17 protein-coding genes are annotated in these 17,289 nt (G+C 58.7%); 10 read left to right on the top strand and 7 right to left on the bottom strand.

The annotated features are described in order from the left end of the window. The first annotated feature begins 26 nt into the window (after positions 1-26). Positions 27-2,606, top strand: a complete 2,580-nt coding sequence (gene mutS / locus AC19YS_RS19335) for a DNA mismatch repair protein MutS (RefSeq protein ID WP_500602435.1) — start codon at positions 27-29, stop codon at positions 2,604-2,606. 142 nt (positions 2,607-2,748) lie between these two features. Continuing rightward, entirely contained in the window at positions 2,749-3,072 is a 324-nt protein-coding gene (fdxA, locus tag AC19YS_RS19340) for a ferredoxin FdxA (RefSeq protein ID WP_003208688.1), read from the top strand. A gap of 497 nt (positions 3,073-3,569) precedes the next feature. On the opposite strand, the gene apbC is transcribed toward fdxA, so the two are convergent. Beyond that, positions 3,570-4,664: an iron-sulfur cluster carrier protein ApbC gene (apbC, locus tag AC19YS_RS19345; RefSeq protein ID WP_145161584.1), complete on the bottom strand. Its 1,095-nt coding sequence runs from the start codon at positions 4,662-4,664 to the stop codon at positions 3,570-3,572. A gap of 172 nt (positions 4,665-4,836) precedes the next feature. Between apbC and metG the strand changes: the two genes are divergently transcribed. From metG to AC19YS_RS19365, 4 genes are all read left to right on the top strand, one after another. Continuing rightward, positions 4,837-6,888 (top strand): methionine--tRNA ligase, encoded by a 2,052-nt coding sequence (gene metG / locus AC19YS_RS19350; RefSeq protein ID WP_179678125.1) that lies wholly within the window; start codon positions 4,837-4,839, stop codon positions 6,886-6,888. A gap of 240 nt (positions 6,889-7,128) precedes the next feature. Continuing rightward, complete coding sequence (gene rsxB, locus AC19YS_RS19355; protein ID WP_500602436.1) at positions 7,129-8,292, top strand: electron transport complex subunit RsxB; 1,164 nt, start codon at positions 7,129-7,131, stop codon at positions 8,290-8,292. A gap of 98 nt (positions 8,293-8,390) precedes the next feature. Continuing rightward, positions 8,391-9,029 carry an endonuclease III gene (nth, locus tag AC19YS_RS19360; protein ID WP_106577263.1) on the top strand — a complete coding sequence of 213 codons (639 nt, stop codon included), beginning with the start codon at positions 8,391-8,393 and terminating at the stop codon, positions 9,027-9,029. A gap of 106 nt (positions 9,030-9,135) precedes the next feature. Further along, positions 9,136-9,318: a PA3496 family putative envelope integrity protein gene (locus tag AC19YS_RS19365; protein WP_106577264.1), complete on the top strand. Its 183-nt coding sequence runs from the start codon at positions 9,136-9,138 to the stop codon at positions 9,316-9,318. Positions 9,319-9,386: 68 nt separating this feature from the next. Here the strand turns inward: AC19YS_RS19365 and AC19YS_RS19370 are convergent, their stop codons facing one another. The 4 genes from AC19YS_RS19370 to AC19YS_RS19385 all read right to left on the bottom strand — a co-directional run bounded on the left by AC19YS_RS19370 (position 9,387) and on the right by AC19YS_RS19385 (position 12,906). Next, on the bottom strand, positions 9,387-10,019 hold the full coding sequence (locus tag AC19YS_RS19370) for a response regulator transcription factor (protein ID WP_106577265.1): 633 nt from the start codon (positions 10,017-10,019) through the stop codon (positions 9,387-9,389). After that, positions 10,012-10,365 (bottom strand): hypothetical protein, encoded by a 354-nt coding sequence (locus AC19YS_RS19375; RefSeq protein WP_500602437.1) that lies wholly within the window; start codon positions 10,363-10,365, stop codon positions 10,012-10,014. The genes AC19YS_RS19370 and AC19YS_RS19375 overlap by 8 nt, the downstream gene beginning before the upstream one ends. A 285-nt stretch (positions 10,366-10,650) precedes the next feature. After that, on the bottom strand, positions 10,651-11,868 hold the full coding sequence (locus AC19YS_RS19380) for an argininosuccinate synthase (protein ID WP_017738284.1): 1,218 nt from the start codon (positions 11,866-11,868) through the stop codon (positions 10,651-10,653). A gap of 129 nt (positions 11,869-11,997) precedes the next feature. Beyond that, on the bottom strand, positions 11,998-12,906 hold the full coding sequence (locus tag AC19YS_RS19385) for a flagellar protein MotY (protein WP_500602438.1): 909 nt from the start codon (positions 12,904-12,906) through the stop codon (positions 11,998-12,000). Positions 12,907-13,062: 156 nt separating this feature from the next. On the opposite strand from AC19YS_RS19385, the gene pyrC reads away from it, so the two are divergent. Next, positions 13,063-14,109, top strand: coding sequence for a dihydroorotase (pyrC, locus tag AC19YS_RS19390; protein WP_500602439.1), 1,047 nt, complete (start codon positions 13,063-13,065; stop codon positions 14,107-14,109). Then, entirely contained in the window at positions 14,106-14,777 is a 672-nt protein-coding gene (rnt, locus tag AC19YS_RS19395; protein WP_017137041.1) for a ribonuclease T, read from the top strand. The genes pyrC and rnt overlap by 4 nt, the downstream gene beginning before the upstream one ends. A gap of 322 nt (positions 14,778-15,099) precedes the next feature. On the opposite strand, the gene AC19YS_RS19400 is transcribed toward rnt, so the two are convergent. Next, positions 15,100-15,702 carry a peroxiredoxin gene (locus tag AC19YS_RS19400; RefSeq protein ID WP_057724790.1) on the bottom strand — a complete coding sequence of 201 codons (603 nt, stop codon included), beginning with the start codon at positions 15,700-15,702 and terminating at the stop codon, positions 15,100-15,102. Between the two features lie 241 nt (positions 15,703-15,943). Between AC19YS_RS19400 and AC19YS_RS19405 the strand changes: the two genes are divergently transcribed. Beyond that, positions 15,944-16,162: a bacterioferritin-associated ferredoxin gene (locus AC19YS_RS19405; RefSeq protein ID WP_078047118.1), complete on the top strand. Its 219-nt coding sequence runs from the start codon at positions 15,944-15,946 to the stop codon at positions 16,160-16,162. Positions 16,163-16,362: 200 nt separating this feature from the next. After that, on the top strand, positions 16,363-16,833 hold the full coding sequence (gene bfr, locus AC19YS_RS19410) for a bacterioferritin (protein WP_106577268.1): 471 nt from the start codon (positions 16,363-16,365) through the stop codon (positions 16,831-16,833). Between the two features lie 101 nt (positions 16,834-16,934). Here bfr and grxD read toward each other — a convergent pair whose 3' ends face one another. Continuing rightward, entirely contained in the window at positions 16,935-17,273 is a 339-nt protein-coding gene (gene grxD, locus AC19YS_RS19415; protein ID WP_106577269.1) for a Grx4 family monothiol glutaredoxin, read from the bottom strand. Positions 17,274-17,289: the final 16 nt, after the last annotated feature.

Here is a 17,289-nt window from a genome sequence, read left to right on the forward strand (position 1 = left end):
TAGACAGGTAGAGCCGAAAGCCCCGTATGACAGACCTTTCAAGCCACACCCCGATGATGCAGCAGTACTGGCGTCTGAAAAACCAGCACCCTGATCAGTTGATGTTCTATCGCATGGGCGACTTCTACGAGATCTTCTACGAAGACGCGAAGAAGGCCGCCAAGTTGCTGGACATCACCTTGACCGCGCGCGGGCAGTCGGCGGGGCAGTCGATTCCGATGTGTGGGATTCCTTACCATTCGTTGGAAGGCTACTTGGTCAAGCTGGTGAAGCTGGGCGAGTCGGTGGTGATCTGTGAGCAGATCGGCGACCCGGCGACCAGCAAAGGGCCGGTGGAACGTCAGGTGGTGCGCATTATTACGCCGGGCACGGTGAGTGATGAGGCGTTGCTGGACGAGCGTCGTGACAACCTGATCGCGGCGGTGTTGGGCGATGAGCGTTTGTTCGGCCTGTCGGTGCTGGACATCACCAGCGGCAATTTCAGCGTGCTGGAGATCAAGGGCTGGGAGAATCTGCTGGCGGAGCTTGAGCGCATCAACCCGGTGGAGTTGTTGATTCCGGATGATTGGCCCAAGGACTTGCCGGCAGAAAAGCGTCGTGGGACCAAGCGTCGTGCGCCGTGGGATTTTGAGCGTGATTCGGCGCTGAAAAGTCTGTGCCAACAGTTCTCGGTGCAAGACCTCAAAGGCTTCGGCTGCGAAACCCTGACCCTGGCCATCGGCGCCGCCGGTTGCCTGCTCGGTTATGCCAAGGAAACCCAGCGCACCGCCCTGCCGCATTTGCGCAGCCTGCGTCACGAGCGCCTGGACGACACCGTGGTGCTCGATGGCGCCAGCCGGCGCAACCTGGAGCTGGACACCAACCTGGCCGGTGGCCGCGATAACACGCTGCAATCGGTGGTGGACCGTTGCCAGACCGCCATGGGCAGCCGCTTGCTGACCCGCTGGCTGAACCGCCCGCTGCGCGACCTGAGCGTGCTGCAAGCGCGCCAAACCTCTATTACCTGCCTGCTGGATGGCTATCGTTTTGAAAAGCTGCAGCCGCAGCTGAAGGAAATCGGCGATATCGAGCGCATCCTGGCGCGGATTGGCCTGCGTAATGCGCGGCCGCGTGACTTGGCGCGTCTGCGCGATGCCTTGAGCGCCCTGCCGCAGCTGCAAGTGGCGATGACCGATCTGGACACTGCGCACTTGCAACAACTGGCCGTGACCGCCGGCACATACCCGGACCTCGCGGCGCTGCTGGAAAAAGCCATTATCGACAACCCGCCGGCCATCATCCGTGACGGCGGCGTGCTGAAAACCGGTTACGACACCGAGTTGGATGAGCTGCAGTCGCTGAGCGAAAACGCCGGGCAGTTCCTGATTGATCTGGAAGCCCGCGAAAAGGCCCGCACTGGCCTGGCCAACTTGAAGGTCGGTTACAACCGCGTGCACGGCTACTTTATTGAGTTGCCGAGCAAGCAGGCCGAGTCGGCGCCGATCGACTATCAGCGTCGCCAAACGCTCAAAGGTGCCGAGCGTTTCATTACGCCGGAGCTGAAAGCGTTTGAAGACAAGGCGCTGTCGGCCAAGAGCCGCGCCCTGGCGCGCGAGAAAATGCTCTATGAAGCGCTGCTCGAAGACTTGATCAGCCGTCTGGCGCCGCTGCAGGACACCGCCTCGGCCCTGGCGGAACTGGATGTGTTGAGCAACCTGGCCGAGCGCGCGCTGAACCTTGATTTGAACTGCCCGCGGTTTGTCAGCGAGCCGTGCATGCGCATTGTGCAGGGTCGTCACCCGGTGGTGGAGCAGGTGTTGACCACGCCGTTCGTCGCCAACGACCTGTCGCTGGATGACGACACCCGCATGCTGGTGATCACCGGTCCGAACATGGGCGGTAAATCCACCTACATGCGCCAGACCGCGTTGATCGTGCTGCTGGCGCATATCGGCAGTTTTGTACCGGCAGCCAGTTGCGAGCTGTCGCTGGTCGACCGCATTTTCACGCGGATCGGTTCCAGCGATGACCTGGCCGGTGGCCGTTCGACCTTTATGGTGGAAATGAGCGAAACCGCCAACATCCTCCACAACGCGACCGAGCGCAGTTTGGTGCTGATGGACGAAGTCGGCCGCGGCACCAGCACCTTCGACGGGCTGTCGCTGGCCTGGGCGGCGGCTGAGCGATTGGCGCATTTGCGCGCCTATACCCTGTTCGCCACGCACTATTTCGAGCTGACCGTGCTGCCGGAAAGCGAGCCGCTGGTGGCCAACGTGCATCTCAATGCCACTGAGCACAACGAACGTATCGTGTTTCTGCACCACGTGCTGCCAGGGCCGGCGAGCCAGAGTTACGGCCTGGCCGTGGCGCAATTGGCCGGTGTACCGGGCGATGTGATCACCCGCGCTCGCGAGCACCTCAGCCGCCTGGAAACCACGGCCTTGCCCCATGAAACCGTGGTGGCAAGCCCGAAAAAAGCCAGCAGCAAACCCGCTGCGCCGCACCAGAGCGACATGTTCGCCAGCCTGCCTCACCCTGTCCTGGATGAGTTGGCCAAGCTGGACCTGGACGACATGACGCCGCGCAAAGCGCTGGAAATGCTCTATGCACTAAAGACACGGGTCTAACGCAGACGCTTGCAAGCTGATAGAATCTCGCGCGGTTTGGGATGCTGCGGGCTTTTAGCCTGGCCTGCAGACTATCGCTCCCGAACCTCGCGAGCCCCACCACAAGGGGTTTCGCTGCCGCCGCCTGAGGAGAGAATTAGAAATGACCTTCGTCGTTACCGACAACTGCATCAAGTGCAAGTACACCGACTGCGTCGAAGTGTGTCCGGTGGACTGCTTCTACGAAGGCCCGAACTTCCTGGTTATCCATCCGGATGAGTGCATCGACTGCGCCCTGTGTGAACCAGAATGCCCGGCCGTCGCTATTTTCTCCGAGGACGAAGTCCCGGCAGAGATGCAGGAATTCATTCAGTTGAACGTCGAATTGGCGGAAATCTGGCCCAATATCACCGAACGCAAGGATCCGATGCCGGATGCAGCGGAGTGGGATGGCAAAAAAGGCAAGATTGCAGACCTCGAGCGCTAAAGCGCCACCGCCCAATAAAAAGGCCCCTTGCGGGCCTTTTTGCGTTTCTGCAGTGCAGGTTTCACTTTTCTGCAGGCAAAAAAAAGGGGCGGTATGACCCGCCCACATTTTTTCCCTAGTCCCTGTATTCCTTTTTCATCATCCTGATGAATCGCATCCTGCGACGTTCCTTCAACCATCGTTCCTTGATGGCTGTGTCAATCCGTGGACACAGGGCTGATCTTAGAGAGTTCCAAGGGAAGTTCAACGGGATCCAACGGCTGGGCTGAAGTGCTTCATTGCTAAAACAACAATAAATAATTGTTATATTTCAATAAGATAGAAAAGTCTCTCGCCATTTCGAGATGTCCACGTCCGGTAAAAAACCCAAACACTTACGAAAAAGTAAGTGAATGCTTACACGCGCCAATGCGTAAAAGCGCAACAGCGCCCGGTTGACCTTCCTGCGGACAAGAAAAAGCCCCGACGCTGTCGAGGCTTCTTTTCCTTCAGGCTGATCAGTCGTCGCTGACCGTAATCGTCGGCATTGCCGGCGCAGCCGCTTCCTGCAGGACGATGCGCGCGCCTACATGACGGGCCAACTCCTGATAGATCATAGCAATCTGCCCATCGGGCTCAGCCGCCACGGTAGGCTTGCCGCCATCAGCCTGTTCACGAATCTCCATCGCCAGCGGCAATGAAGCCAGCACTTCAACGCCGTATTGCGTGGCCAGCTTCTCCCCGCCGCCTTCGCCGAACAGGTGCTCGGCATGCCCGCAATTGGAGCAGATGTGCACCGCCATGTTTTCCACGACGCCCAGCACCGGGATGTTGACCTTGCGGAACATCTCGACGCCTTTTCTCGCATCAAGCAGCGCCAGATCCTGGGGCGTGGTCACGATCACCGAGCCGGCCACCGGGACTTTCTGCGCCAGGGTCAGCTGAATGTCGCCGGTGCCTGGCGGCATGTCGATCACCAGGTAATCCAGGTCGCCCCAGGCGGTCTGAGTGACCAATTGCAGCAAGGCGCCGGACACCATCGGCCCGCGCCACACCATCGGCGTGTTGTCATCGGTGAGGAAGGCCATGGACATGACCTCGACGCCCATCGATTCAATCGGCACGAACCACTTCTGATCCTTGACCTTGGGACGAGTGCCTTCGGCGATACCAAACATCACGCCTTGGCTTGGGCCATAAATGTCGGCGTCGAGAATGCCAACGCGGGCCCCTTCGCGGGCCAGCGCCAGTGCAAGGTTGGCGGCCGTGGTGGATTTGCCCACGCCGCCCTTGCCGGATGCCACGGCGACCACGTTCTTGACGTTGGCCAAACCCGGGATCTGCGCCTGGGCCTTGTGCGCGGCGATCACGCACTGGATGTCGACCTTGGCCGAACGCACACCGTCGAGACCCTCGATGGCCATTTGCAGCATCTGCGCCCAACCGCTCTTGAACAGGCCGGCGGCATAACCCAGCTCCATCTGGACCGAGACCTGATCGCCCTGGACGTCGATGGCACGTACACAGCCGGCGCTGACCGGGTCCTGGTTCAAATAGGGGTCGGTGTATTGGCGAAGAACGGCTTCCACCGCTGCGCGATTGACGGCGCTCATGGGCTACTCCCGAAAAAAGACTGACTGAAACAGGCGGCTATCCTAACCGTTCCAGCCGCCAAGCGGCATGCTTTCGCGCCCCGGGAGGATTCAGAAACAGCGCCACGGGGTGAAATATATTTCCCGGCGCTTTATAGTGGCCGACCTCCGTTTCATCAAGTAGCCGAGCCCCATGTCCGAGCCACGCAAGATCCTCGTCACCAGCGCCCTGCCCTATGCCAATGGTTCTATCCATCTTGGCCATATGCTTGAGTACATCCAGACCGATATGTGGGTGCGCTTCCAGAAGCATCGCGGCAATCAATGCATTTATGTCTGCGCAGACGACGCCCACGGATCGGCCATCATGTTGCGCGCCGAAAAGGAAGGGATCACCCCGGAACAACTGATCGCCAATGTGCAGGCTGAACACAGCGCCGACTTTGCCGAGTTCCTGGTTGATTTCGACAATTTCCACTCGACCCACTCCGATGAAAACCGCGAGCTGTCGAGCCTGATCTACACGCGCTTGCGCGACGCCGGGCACATTGCCACGCGTTCGATCACGCAATATTTCGACCCGGAAAAGAAAATGTTCCTGGCCGACCGCTTCATCAAGGGCACCTGCCCGAAATGCGGCACTGAAGACCAGTACGGCGACAACTGCGAAAAGTGCGGTGCCACTTATGCACCGACTGACCTGAAGAACCCGCGCTCGGCCATCTCTGGCGCCATTCCGGTGCTCAAGGATTCCCAGCACTTCTTCTTCAAGCTCCCGGACTTCCAGCAGATGCTGCAAACCTGGACGCGCAGCGGCACCCTGCAAGACGCCGTGGCCAACAAGATCGCCGAATGGCTGGATGCCGGCCTGCAGCAGTGGGACATCTCCCGCGATGCGCCGTACTTCGGTTTCGAGATCCCGGACGAGCCAGGCAAGTACTTCTATGTGTGGCTGGACGCGCCGATCGGTTACATGGCCAGCTTCAAGAACCTGTGCGACCGCACGCCGGAGCTGGACTTCGATGCGTTCTGGGCCAAGGATTCCACCGCCGAGCTGTACCACTTCATCGGCAAGGACATCGTCAACTTCCACGCCCTGTTCTGGCCGGCGATGCTTGAAGGGTCGGGCTACCGCAAGCCAACCGGCATCGCCGTGCACGGCTACCTGACGGTCAACGGCCAGAAAATGTCCAAGTCCCGTGGCACCTTTATCAAGGCGCGCACCTACCTGGACCACTTGTCGCCGGAATACCTGCGCTACTACTACGCCTCCAAGCTGGGCCGTGGCGTCGACGACCTCGACCTGAACCTGGAAGATTTCGTACAGAAGGTCAACTCGGACCTGGTGGGCAAAGTCGTCAACATCGCCAGCCGTTGCGCCGGGTTTATCCACAAGGGTAATGGCGGTTTGTTGGTGGCCGAGAACGCCGCACCGGAACTGACCGAGGCCTTCCTGGCCGCCGCGCCAAGCATTGCCGACGCCTATGAAGCGCGCGACTTCGCCCGCGCCATGCGCGAAATCATGGGCCTGGCCGACCGTGCCAACGCGTGGATCGCCGACAAGGCGCCGTGGTCGCTGAACAAGCAGGAAGGCAAGCAAGCTGAAGTCCAGGCGATCTGCGCCACGGGCGTCAACCTGTTCCGCCAGCTGGTGATCTTCCTCAAGCCGGTGTTGCCATTGCTGGCCGCTGACGCCGAGGCGTTCCTCAACGTCGCGCCGCTGACCTGGAATGACCACGCTACCTTGCTCAGCAACCATCAATTGAACGAGTTCAAGCCGCTGATGACCCGTATCGATCCCGTCAAGGTGCAGGCGATGACCGATGCTTCGAAAGAAGACCTGGTCGCCAGCCAGACCGACACCGGCGAATCGGCACCGGCCGGCAACGGCGAGTTGGCCAAAGACCCGCTCTCCCCGGAAATCGACTTCGACGCTTTTGCCGCCGTTGACCTGCGCGTTGCGCTGATCATCAAGGCCGAAGCCGTGGAAGGTGCCGACAAGCTGTTGCGCCTGACGCTGGACATCGGTGATGAGCGACGCAACGTATTCTCCGGAATCAAGAGCGCTTACCCGGACCCCTCCAAGCTCGATGGTCGTCTGACCATGATGATTGCCAACCTCAAGCCACGGAAAATGAAGTTCGGTATTTCCGAAGGCATGGTGATGGCGGCGGGCCCTGGCGGTGAAGAGATCTACCTGTTGAGCCCTGACAGCGGTGCCAAACCGGGTCAACGGATCAAGTAAAACGATGTGGCAAGCAGCCTTGTTGTGGCGAGCGGGCTTGCCCCGCGTTGGGGCGCGTAGCGGCCCCTGAACCAAACACCCGGTTCTACCTTTGGAAACCCGGTGGCCTTGGTGGGGCCGCTTCGCAGCCCAACGCGGGGCAAGCCCGCTCGCCACAACAGCCCGGCTCGCCATAGAAAAGCCGCCCGGGCTCACCCCTACAGGCCCTGCTTGTCTAACCGGCATGCCAATGATCACCCCATGACTCTGATCCAACGTATCGACGCGCTGCTGCCGCAGACCCAATGCGGCAAATGCGGGCACCCGGGCTGCAAGCCTTACGCCGAGGGCATTGCTCAGGGCGAGGCGATCAACAAGTGCCCGCCCGGTGGGCAGGAAACCATTGCGGGCCTTGCGCAGTTGCTGCGCGTGCCGGTGCTGGAACTGGACACCAGCCGAGGCGAGGCTCCCGCCCAGGTCGCCTATATTCGCGAGGCCGAGTGCATCGGCTGCACCAAATGCATCCAGGCTTGCCCGGTGGATGCGATTGTCGGCGCCGCCAAGTTGATGCACACCGTGATCATTGATGAGTGCACCGGTTGCGACCTGTGTGTGGCGCCCTGCCCTGTCGATTGCATTGAGATGCGCCCAGCGACGAGCGTGCTGCCGATTGTCGGCGGCCTGGCCGCCAATGATCAGCAGCGCCATGCGCGTGCCCTCAAGCGCGACCGGGCGCGGCGGCGCTATGAGCAACGCAACGCGCGGCTGCAACGCGAAGATGCACATAAACTCGCCGAGCGCCTGGCGCGAGCCAAACGTCCGACACCCAGTGTGCCTGTGCACACCGACAGTGCTCAGGCAGCCCAGGATGCAGCGGTCAAGAAAGCCAAAATCACCGTGGCAATGAGTCGTGCCCAGTTGCACAAATCCTTGAAGGCGTTCGGTCATCCGCCGACGTTTGAGCAACAGTCGCAGTTGATCGTCCTGCAGCAGCAGTTCGAAGCGGCAGAGCAGGCGCTCAGCGCACTGGAGGCGAACAGTCCGCCTCCACCGCCGACCGCCAAAGACCCTGAACTCAAGCGCGCGAAAATCCAGCTGGCGATGCGCCGCGCCGAATTGAAGAAGGCCCAGGACCGCAATGCTGACGAGCAGCAATTGGCAACCTTGAGTGCCGCGCTGGCCACCGCAGAGCAAACCCTGCATGACGCCGAGGCTGTCAGTGAGCAGCCAAGACCTGAGTTGCAGCGTGTGGAAAAACGCCCCATCGACACTCAGCTGCGCCAGCTGAAAACCGCCTTGGCGTACGCGCGCGCCGACTTCAGCAGGTTGCTACGCCAGCCGCAAACCACCGCGGATGAGCTCAAAGCCGCACAACACACGCTCGAGCAAGCGCAGCGCCAAGTGGACGCGCACACCGGCGATTGATCCGCGACAGTCGCTGCAGAGCAGAGTGGCGATGGTTTATCCTGCAACGCCTGCACTTTTGAAACTACGACGACAGCCTGCAAGGAAATACCCGCCCCATGAACGCCGCAAAACGCCTGGAAATTTTCCGCAGGTTTCACGAAGACAATCCGGAGCCCAAAACCGAACTGGCCTACTCGTCGCCATTCGAGTTGCTGATTGCGGTGATTCTGTCGGCCCAATCCACGGACGTTGGCGTTAACAAGGCCACCGCCAAGCTATACCCGGTGGCCAATACGCCAGAGGCTATTTACGCACTGGGTGTGGACGGGTTGTCGGAGTACATCAAGACCATCGGTTTGTACAACAGCAAGGCCAAGAATGTCATCGAGACCTGCCGCCTGCTCGTCGAACTGCATGGCAGCGAAGTGCCCCAAACTCGCGAAGCCCTTGAAGCGCTGCCGGGTGTGGGGCGCAAGACGGCCAATGTGGTGCTCAACACTGCGTTTCGGCAACTGACCATGGCAGTGGACACGCATATTTTTCGTGTCAGCAACCGAACCGGCATCGCTCGCGGCAAAAACGTCGTTGAGGTGGAAAAACAGCTGATGAAGTTCGTGCCCAAGCCCTATCTCCTCGATTCCCACCATTGGTTGATCCTTCATGGACGTTACGTTTGCCAGGCCCGCAAGCCTCGCTGCGGCAGCTGCCGGATCGAAGACCTGTGCGAATACAAGGACAAGACGTCCGACGATTGAGCGATCATTGGTTTCTCGATCAGTCGATTGAAAAAATCTTTTTTACCCGTTCATGGATTATCGTTATAAGGAGCGCCAATGGCAGTCTTAGCCTGGAGTGAACCTTATGAGCACTGGCAAAGAACAACTGGATGTAGAAGACGACCTCGTTGCAGAGTCGGATGACGATGGGGACGCACCTGTTGCAGAGGTGGCCAAGACCAATTTGAGCAAACGCCGCACTATCGATAACCTTCTGGAAGAGCGACGCCTGCAAAAACAACTGGCCGATTACGATTTCGACCTCTGATCAGCCCGTTTACGACCGGAAGCCTCCCTGATGGAGGCTTTTTTTGCCGACTATTTCTGCGCCCCGCTCTAGACCAGACCGTTGCGTTGAGCCAGCTCGATCAGGTCCACAAGGGACCGGGCATTGAGCTTGAGCAACAGGCGAGTCTTGTAGGTACTGACGGTCTTGTTGCTCAGGAACATGCCGTCGGCGATTTCCTTGTTGGTTTTGCCACGGGCCAACTGCTGCAGCACCATCATTTCGCGCCCCGACAAACGCTCGACCATGTCCGCCTCGCTGGCGTTGCCCATGGTTGAACGCACGGAATTGAGCGCCTGGTTGGGGAAATAGCTGTAGCCGGAGAGCACGGCCTTTATCGCGCTCAGCAATTCGGTCAAATCCTGCTGTTTGCACACGTAGCCCGCCGCTCCCGCCTGCATGCAGCGCATCGAAAAATGCCCGGGAGCCTGGGACGTCAGCACCAACACCTTGAAAGGCGCGGGCTGCTTGGCAGACGCCAGGCGGCAAATAACTTCCAGCCCATCGAGTTTGGGAATCCCGATATCCAGTATGACAATGTCCGGTACATGTTCCCGTGCAAGTTGCAACGCATCGACGCCGTTATCAGTCTCGGCAACGACTTCATAACCATGACGCTCCATTAGCATGCGCACAGCAAGACGAATGACGGGATGATCATCCACGATCAGCACTTTATTCATGAGAAAGTCCAATTTCGCTGTTCGAATTATTTAGAGCAAGCACAATAGCGTAGTCGTTTCCTAGTTGGCATAGCATTACCCCCCAAGCAACAGCAAGCAGAGACCCACCCCACAGCGATATAGGAATTAACCTACAAAAAAACATTAACTCGGACAGTTTGGGCTTTATGGCGCCTTTCAGACCTTTCCGGGGGCTGACATGTTTTGAGTGAAATAACCGCCGCACAAGGGGTTCAGGGTAAACGTGCCGCACAGGACTTTCAGGAAATACCCATTGCTCATCACCCACAAGCGAATGAGCAGACGCAAAAAAACCGCCTGCATTAGTTCCTTTGAACATATTCATTTACACCCCTGCTTCCTACAGAACTTTCCATGTCTTACATACCTTTCTTACTTGTGTAGTGAATTTTCTGTAAGACATAGTTCCTAGTCAGGTGTTAAAAATTCATTCAACAACGCAAAACATGAATTCGAACTGAAAAATAAACCCATCAACTTTCCTGACCGACAAAAACTTAAACATCCCCCTGAGTTTTTAAACATTGTGTTCGGTTCAACCCCCGCGACTTAATCGGCAGGCAAAAAAAATGGCCCCTTAACAGGGGCCATTTCTAACAACGCAGATCACTCAGAACAGCTTGCGACCCTTGTTGGCAGCAATGCGCATGCGCAGTGCGTTCAACTTGATGAAGCCTGCAGCATCCGCCTGGTTGTAGGCGCCGCCGTCTTCTTCGAAGGTAGCAATGTTGGCGTCGAACAGCGATTCATCGGACTTGCGGCCGGTGACGATCACGTTGCCCTTGTACAGCTTCAGGCGCACAACGCCGTTCACGTGGGCCTGGGAGGCGTCGATCATCTGTTGCAGCATCAGACGCTCAGGGCTCCACCAGTAGCCGGTATAGATCAGGCTGGCGTATTTGGGCATCAGCTCGTCTTTGAGGTGAGCCACTTCACGGTCCAGAGTGATGGACTCGATGGCGCGGTGAGCGCGCAGCATGATGGTGCCGCCTGGGGTTTCGTAGCAACCACGGGACTTCATGCCCACGTAACGGTTCTCGACGATGTCGAGACGGCCGATACCGTGTTCGCCACCGATACGGTTCAGGGTCGCCAGCACGGTGGCCGGGGTCATTTCGACGCCGTCCAGCGCGACGATGTCGCCGTTGCGGTAGGTCAGTTCCAGGTATTGTGGCTTGTCAGGAGCGTTCTCCGGGGAGACGGTCCATTTCCACATGTCTTCTTCGTGCTCGGTCCAGGTGTCTTCCAGCACGCCGCCTTCATAGGAGATGTGCAGCAGGTTGGCGTCCATCGAGTACGGGGACTTCTTCTTGCCGTGACGCTCGATCGGGATTGCGTGCTTTTCAGCGTAATCCATCAGCTTTTCACGGGACAAAAGGTCCCACTCACGCCACGGAGCAATCACTTTCACGCCTGGTTTGAGCGCGTAGGCGCCCAGTTCGAAGCGCACCTGATCGTTGCCCTTGCCGGTCGCGCCATGGGAAATGGCGTCGGCGCCGGTTTCATTGGCAATTTCGATCAGGCGTTTGGCAATCAGCGGACGTGCGATGGAAGTACCCAGCAGGTACTCGCCTTCGTAGACGGTGTTGGCGCGAAACATCGGGAAGACGAAATCGCGGACGAATTCTTCGCGCAGGTCGTCAATGTAGATCTCTTTCACGCCCATGGCTTGCGCCTTGGCACGTGCAGGTTCGACCTCTTCGCCCTGACCCAGGTCAGCGGTGAAGGTCACCACTTCACAGTTATAAGTATCCTGCAGCCACTTGAGGATCACCGAAGTGTCCAGGCCGCCGGAATACGCGAGAACGACCTTGTTTACGTCGGCCATGCCATCACTCCACGGGGTTGTACGGAAAGGCGTCGATTCTACCGACCAAAACCGTGAATTTACAGAGGCGCGACAGCAAATGAAGATAAAGCGACAGATTATGTCGAGCGGGCGACCGAGGGTCGCACCTTAAGACGTGTGTGCCGGGTTGCTCGGTGCAGTGGCCTGCGGCGCCGGTTTCTCGGGGGCTGCCACGCGTTCCAGCTGGATATTCACGCGGCGATTGCGCGCCCGGTTGGCGGCATTGGTGTTGGGCGCCAGTGGGTAGCTCTCGCCGTAAAACCGCATGGAAATCTGCGATTCCGGGATGCCATTGGCCTTTAAGTAGTCCGTGACCGCCAACGCCCGGCGGCGCGAAACATCACGGTTGGTCAGGCGATTTCCGCTGTTGTCCGAATGGCCGTTCAACTCGACATGGTTGACGGTAGGATCGGCTTTCATGAACGCCACAATCACGTCCAGCTTCTTCTTCGCGGCCGCGTCCAGTTCAATGCCGCCGCCGGGAAAGCCGACTTCGGTCTGTTTGACCTGGTCGTAATTCATCGGCAACAGCTTGGTGGTGCACAATTGGTATTCGTTGTAGGCCTTGTTGAACTTGACCGGCAACAGACGGATTTCCGAGTAGCCGCCTTCGCGCCCGTAATGCCGCACGGTCGGGCTACGTCCTTCCAGCAAACCGGTGAACAGCCGCCCGGCCTGAGCTTGGGAGCTGTTGAACAACACCTCGCCACTGCCGGCACGCACGGCGCCAAGGTTGATGTCCCCGCGGCCCGGCTGCCAGGGCGCAGCGGCGGCCAACAAGGTCGCCGAGCCCGCACCCAGCGCGCCGTTGTAGGCTTTCAGGCGAAACGTCGCCTGCTCGCCGGCCCGGCGCACGAACTCACCCGAGCCGAAATCGGTGATCGGCTGGGTCAAGCGGCATTCGAACTGGTCGCCTTCCACCTTCCACTCAATATTCTCCAGACGTGTCTGGAACGTGAGGGCCATCGCAGGCAGGCTGGCGAACACACTGAGCAGGGCTAGATAATGCTGGCGCACGGGAGGCTCCACTGGTTTCTACAACACTTCAAAGCGTCATACGTCGTTAAGGCATACCCAGGGATATCGGTAGCGTCCTGCAAAACTTGATAGCGAGTGCCTGCAAGAGTCTTTTCCGGTAGCATTCCCACCAGATTGACCCGCCTGGAATCCCCAATGTCCGACCGCCTGACCCTGCTGCGTCCCGACGACTGGCATATTCATCTTCGCGATGGTGCTGCGTTACCCCAAACCGTGGCCGATGTAGCGCGCACATTTGGCCGCGCCATCATCATGCCTAACCTCGTTCCTCCGGTGCGTAATGCCGCTGAAGCCGACGCCTATCGCCAGCGCATCCTCGCTGCACGGCCGGCCGGCAGCCGCTTCGAACCGCTGATGGTGCTTTACCTCACTGACCGCACCCAGCCTGACGAGATTCGCCAGGCCAAGGCCACCGGCTTCGTGCACGCCGCCAAGCTGTACCCGGCGGGTGCGACCACCAACTCCGATTCCGGCGTGACCAGTATCGACAAGATCCTGCCGGCCATCGAAGCCATGGCTGAAGTCGGTATGCCGCTGCTGATTCACGGTGAAGTCACGCGTGGCGATGTCGATGTGTTCGATCGCGAGAAGGTCTTCATCGACGAGCATATGCGCCGCGTGGTCGAGCTGTTCCCGACGCTTAAGGTAGTGTTCGAACACATCACCACGGCCGACGCCGTGCAGTTTGTGACCGAGGCTTCGGCCAATGTCGGTGCGACCATCACCGCGCATCACCTGCTCTACAACCGCAACCACATGTTGGTGGGCGGGATTCGGCCGCACTTCTATTGCCTGCCGATCCTCAAGCGCAACACTCACCAAGTGGCCTTGCTGGACGCCGCCACCAGCGGCAGCCCGAAGTTCTTCCTCGGCACCGACTCCGCGCCGCACGCTCAACACGCCAAGGAAGCCGCGTGTGGCTGTGCCGGCTGCTACACCGCTTATGCGGCGATCGAGCTGTACGCCGAAGCGTTTGAACAGCGCAATGCCCTGGACAAGCTCGAAGGCTTCGCCAGCCTCAACGGCCCGCGTTTCTACGGCCTGCCGGCGAACACCGACCGCATTACCCTGGTTCGTGAAGAATGGACCGCCCCTGCCAGCCTGCCGTTTGGCGAGCTGACTGTTATCCCGCTGCGCGCCGGTGAAACACTGCGCTGGCGCCTGCTGGAGGAAAGCAAGTGAGTGAAGACCATTACGATGACGAACACGAGCACAGTGGCGGCGGTTCCCGTCACCCGATGGCCGAGCGGTTTCGCGGCTATCTGCCGGTGGTCATCGATGTAGAAACCGGTGGCTTCAACTGCGCCACCGACGCCTTGCTGGAAATTGCCGCGACCACCATCGGCATGGACGAGCAGGGTTTTGTGTTTCCCGAGCACACCCACTTCTTTCGTGTCGAGCCGTTCGAGGGCGCGAACATTGAAGCAGCCGCTTTGGAATTCACCGGCATCAAGCTCGACCACCCGCTGCGCATGGCGGTGAGTGAAGAAGCGGCGCTGACCGATATCTTCCGTGGTGTGCGCAAGGCGTTGAAGGCCAATGGTTGCAAACGCGCGATCCTGGTCGGCCACAACAGCAGCTTCGACCTGGGCTTCCTGAATGCCGCCGTGACGCGGTTGGACATGAAGCGCAACCCGTTTCACCCGTTCTCCAGCTTCGACACTGCTACCCTCGCGGGCCTGGCGTATGGCCAGACCGTGCTGGCGAAAGCCTGTCAGGCGGCCGGTATCGACTTTGACGGGCGTGAGGCCCACTCGGCTCGCTACGACACCGAGAAGACGGCCGAGTTGTTCTGCGGCATCGTCAACCGCTGGAAGCAGATGGGCGGCTGGGAAGACTTCAACGACTGAGGCCTGCCCGAGCGCTGTTGTGGCGAACGGGCTCGTTGTGGTGAGCGGGCTTGCCCCGCGTTGGGCCGCGCAGTGGCCCCAGAACCAAACAACGCGGTCTGCCAGGTAAATCGTGGCGGTCTAATTGGGGCTGCTTCGCAGCCCAACGCGGGGCAAACCCGCTCGCCACAACCTACTCACTCACCACAACCTACTCACTCGCCACAACAAGCCATTTGCCACCACGACCCGCCAGCCGCTGAACACCAGTCGCCACAAGGTCATTTCCCGCGCACAAAAAAACCGGCCTTCTCAGGCCGGTTTTTTTTGCTTCGAACGTGGCTTACAGCTTGCCAGCGTTCTCGGTCAGGTAAGCCGCAACACCTTCGGTGGAAGCGGTCATGCCTTTGTCGCCTTTTTTCCAGTTGGCAGGGCAAACTTCGCCGTGCTCTTCGTGGAATTGCAGCGCGTCGACCAGACGGATCAGCTCTTCCATGTTACGGCCCAGCGGCAGGTCGTTGATGATCTGCGAGCGCACAACGCCCTTGTCGTCGATCAGGAACGCGCCACGGAAAGCCACGCCGCCTTCGGACTCAACGTCGTAGGCCTTGGCGATGTCGTGTTTCATGTCGGCAGCCATGGTGTATTTGACTTTGCCGATGCCGCCATCATTGATGGCGGTGTTGCGCCAGGCGTTGTGAGTGAAATGGGAGTCGATGGAAACGGCTACCACTTCAACGTTGCGCGCCTTGAAATCGTCCATGCGGTGGTCCAGAGCGATCAGCTCCGACGGGCAGACGAAGGTGAAGTCCAGCGGGTAGAAGAACACCAGGCCGTATTTGCCTTTGATGGCTTCAGACAGTTTGAAGCTGTCTACGATTTCGCCATTGCCGAGGACGGCAGGTACGTCGAAATCCGGGGCTTGTTTGCCGACGAGTACGCTCATTGGTTATCTCCTGATGCAGGGGTGACGATTGAAGTAAAAGGACCGGCCCAGTCTGACGCGAATAAGCGACAGCCCTGTGACGCGGTCACGCTTCGTGAAGACCGACCATCATACACTGAAAAAACCGTTCGTCAGCGCACGGGCAGTGCCGGGCAATACCCTACGAATCTACTTTGACAATCATTCTCGTTAACATTAAGATCCATCGCACTTAAGCCTTAACCCGCGATGGTTCTCCCTTATGTATGTCTGCCTCTGCACTGGCGTCACCGACGGACAAATCCGCGAAGCAATCTACGAAGGTTGCTGCAGCTACAAGGAAGTACGTGAAACCACCGGCGTTGCCAGCCAGTGCGGTAAATGTGCTTGCCTCGCCAAGCAAGTGGTACGGGAAACCCTGACGCAGCTGCAAACCGCTCAGTCAGCACTCCCCTACTCAGCAGAATTTACACACGCTTAAATAGCGTGTTTTGAAGAACCGGACTTAGTGTCCGGTTTTTTTATGCCCGCAATTCAATTAGTTAGCGTCAAGACGCGGAACACAAACATTCTTATTCCGATTAATTTTCATTTATTATTCAATAACTTAGGTTTGACACTAGGGATTTCGCCGCTCAAACTCCGCCTTATACACAGCTAATACAGGGCAGGACCCCAGTCATGAAAGGCGACATCTCAGTCATCCAGCAACTCAATAAAATCCTTGCCAATGAACTGGTCGCGATCAATCAGTACTTCCTGCATGCGCGCATGTATGACGATTGGGGCCTGGAAAAGCTCGGCAAGCGCGAATACAAAGAATCCATCAAGGCCATGAAAGACGCGGACGCGTTGATCAAGCGCATCCTGTTCCTGGAAGGCCTGCCGAACGTGCAGGACCTGGGCAAGCTGAACATCGGCGAGCACACCCAGGAAATGATCATCAGCGACCTGAAGTTCGAACAGAAGAGCCACAGCGACCTCAAAGCCGCGATTGCGCACTGCGAAACCAAGGGCGATTTCGGCAGCCGTGAACTGCTCGAAGACATTCTGGAAGACCAGGAAGAACACATCGACTGGCTGGAAACCCAACTGGGCCTGATCGACAAAGTCAGCCTGGAAAACTACCTGCAATCGCAGATGGGTGAATAACCCGTAGTCAACAGGCCATAAAAAGCCCCGCTCTCTTTCGAGAAGCGGGGCTTTTTATTGACTGACGCACTGAAGGCGCCGGCTAGCCGGCGCCTTCAGGGTTAAGCGTCGGTCTTGGCGGCGGCGTTTGCCGCTGCTTCTTTGATCAGCGCTTGCAGCGAACCATCCGCAGCCATTTCAGTGATGATGTCACTGCCGCCGACCAGCTCACCGGCGACCCACAGCTGCGGGAACGTTGGCCAGTTGGCGTACTTCGGCAGGTTGGCGCGGATTTCAGGGTTTTGCAGGATATCCACGTAGGCGAATTTCTCGCCGCACTGCATGATGGCTTGGGAAGCCTTCGCGGAGAAACCGCACTGAGGAGCGTTTGGCGCGCCCTTCATGTAAAGCAGAATGGTGTTGTTGGCAATCTGCTCTTTGATCGTTTCGATGATATCCATGGAACACCTCGGCTGG

The organism is Pseudomonas sp. MF08831, assembly GCF_059862645.1.

What these genes read in the sequence shown, in the direction of transcription:
- fdxA (WP_003208688.1), top strand. Translation starts at nt 2,749, where the DNA reads ATGACCTTCGTCGTTACCGACAACTGCATCAAGTGCAAGTACACCGAC.
- apbC (WP_145161584.1), bottom strand. Translation starts at nt 4,664, where the DNA reads ATGAGCGCCGTCAATCGCGCAGCGGTGGAAGCCGTTCTTCGCCAATAC.
- AC19YS_RS19380 (WP_017738284.1), bottom strand. Translation starts at nt 11,868, where the DNA reads ATGGCCGACGTAAACAAGGTCGTTCTCGCGTATTCCGGCGGCCTGGAC.
- AC19YS_RS19370 (WP_106577265.1), bottom strand. Translation starts at nt 10,019, where the DNA reads ATGAATAAAGTGCTGATCGTGGATGATCATCCCGTCATTCGTCTTGCT.
- mutS (WP_500602435.1), top strand. Translation starts at nt 27, where the DNA reads ATGACAGACCTTTCAAGCCACACCCCGATGATGCAGCAGTACTGGCGT.
- nth (WP_106577263.1), top strand. Translation starts at nt 8,391, where the DNA reads ATGAACGCCGCAAAACGCCTGGAAATTTTCCGCAGGTTTCACGAAGAC.
- AC19YS_RS19405 (WP_078047118.1), top strand. Translation starts at nt 15,944, where the DNA reads ATGTATGTCTGCCTCTGCACTGGCGTCACCGACGGACAAATCCGCGAA.
- AC19YS_RS19365 (WP_106577264.1), top strand. Translation starts at nt 9,136, where the DNA reads ATGAGCACTGGCAAAGAACAACTGGATGTAGAAGACGACCTCGTTGCA.
- rsxB (WP_500602436.1), top strand. Translation starts at nt 7,129, where the DNA reads ATGACTCTGATCCAACGTATCGACGCGCTGCTGCCGCAGACCCAATGC.
- AC19YS_RS19400 (WP_057724790.1), bottom strand. Translation starts at nt 15,702, where the DNA reads ATGAGCGTACTCGTCGGCAAACAAGCCCCGGATTTCGACGTACCTGCC.
- pyrC (WP_500602439.1), top strand. Translation starts at nt 13,063, where the DNA reads ATGTCCGACCGCCTGACCCTGCTGCGTCCCGACGACTGGCATATTCAT.
- grxD (WP_106577269.1), bottom strand. Translation starts at nt 17,273, where the DNA reads ATGGATATCATCGAAACGATCAAAGAGCAGATTGCCAACAACACCATT.
- bfr (WP_106577268.1), top strand. Translation starts at nt 16,363, where the DNA reads ATGAAAGGCGACATCTCAGTCATCCAGCAACTCAATAAAATCCTTGCC.
- AC19YS_RS19375 (WP_500602437.1), bottom strand. Translation starts at nt 10,365, where the DNA reads ATGAATATGTTCAAAGGAACTAATGCAGGCGGTTTTTTTGCGTCTGCT.
- metG (WP_179678125.1), top strand. Translation starts at nt 4,837, where the DNA reads ATGTCCGAGCCACGCAAGATCCTCGTCACCAGCGCCCTGCCCTATGCC.